The sequence below is a fragment of the Maribrevibacterium harenarium genome (assembly GCF_006385675.1).
GTDB lineage: Bacteria > Pseudomonadota > Gammaproteobacteria > Pseudomonadales > Marinomonadaceae > Marinomonas > Marinomonas harenarium.
Genome location: NZ_VFRR01000116.1, coordinates 1 through 1,195, shown reverse-complemented (window position 1 = coordinate 1,195; position 1,195 = coordinate 1). Strand labels below are relative to the sequence as shown.

General features: G+C 48.1%; 2 protein-coding genes. Both read left to right on the top strand.

Annotated features, from left to right (window positions below; all coding sequences use genetic code 11):
• Positions 1-71 precede the first annotated feature (71 nt).
• Positions 72-338, top strand: coding sequence for a transposase (locus tag FJM67_RS17840; RefSeq protein ID WP_235890108.1), 267 nt, complete (start codon positions 72-74; stop codon positions 336-338).
• On the top strand, positions 322-1,155 hold the full coding sequence (locus FJM67_RS17340; protein ID WP_235890107.1) for an IS3 family transposase: 834 nt from the start codon (positions 322-324) through the stop codon (positions 1,153-1,155). The genes FJM67_RS17840 and FJM67_RS17340 overlap by 17 nt, the downstream gene beginning before the upstream one ends.
• Positions 1,156-1,195: the final 40 nt, after the last annotated feature.

Here is a 1,195-nt window from a genome sequence, read left to right as displayed (position 1 = left end):
TTGTAATCCCCCCGAAAAATGATTGGGGTTTTAAGTAGAGAGTTTTATGATCAACGTATCAGGAGCGATCTATGAAAAAATCACGTTTTACCGAAAGCCAGATCATGGCGATTTTAAAGCAGCATGAAGCTGGGGTGTCGATCCCAGATCTTGCCCGAGAGCACAACGTCAGCTCAGCCTCTATCTATCAGTGGCGTGCTAAGTATGGCGGTATGGACGCCTCTATGATGAAGCGTTTAAAGGAGTTAGAGGCAGAGAATTCGCGACTCAAGAAAATGTATGCCGAAGAACGGCTCAAGGCCATGATTCGACAGGAAGCGCTTGAGGGAAAGCTGTAAAGCCATCTCAACGTCGAGAGATGGCCAAGCAAGCCATCGAGAAGCACCGTATCTCGATTCGCTTGGCGTGATCTGTTTGGGAATCAGCGAGACCTGTTTCCGATACGAGAGTAAGCTCTCGGCCGAGAACAAGCAGGTTGCCGATTGGTTGCTACGTCTGACGCAAGCGAATAAACGCTGGGGATTTGGGTTGTGCTATTTGTATCTGCGCAACGTGAAGGGATTTACATGGAATCACAAGCGGGTGTATCGCATTTATCGGGAACTAGAGCTGAATCTTCGGATCAAGCCTCGTCAGCGAATCCTTCGTGATAAACCGGATGAGTTGAGCGTACCGACAGCACCTAACCAAGTCTGGTCGATCGATTTTATGAGCGATGGATTATCTGATGGTCGCAAGTTAAGAACGTTCAACGTTCTGGACGACTACAACCGAGAAGGATTGGCGATTGACGTGGATCTATCTTTGCCTAGTGCCAGAGTGATACGTTCTCTTGAGCAGATCATCGAGTGGCGAGGAAAGCCGGCGGCCATACGATGTGACAACGGTCCGGAGTTTATCTCGGGGCAGCTTGTGAATTGGGCCACTAAGAATAGAATTACGCTCTTATTCATTCAGCCGGGTAAACCAACGCAGAATGCTTATATTGAGCGTTTTAACCGAACAGCGCGGCATGAATGGCTCGATCTTCATCAATTTGAATCCATCGAGCACGCACAATACCTTGCCACGAAGTGGTTATGGACGTACAACAATGAGAGGCCAAACAGCGCCATTGGTGGCATTCCACCTAAATGGCTTATGAAGGCTGCTTAAGCTCTACTTTTAAACCCTGTTAAAAATGGGGGGATTACAC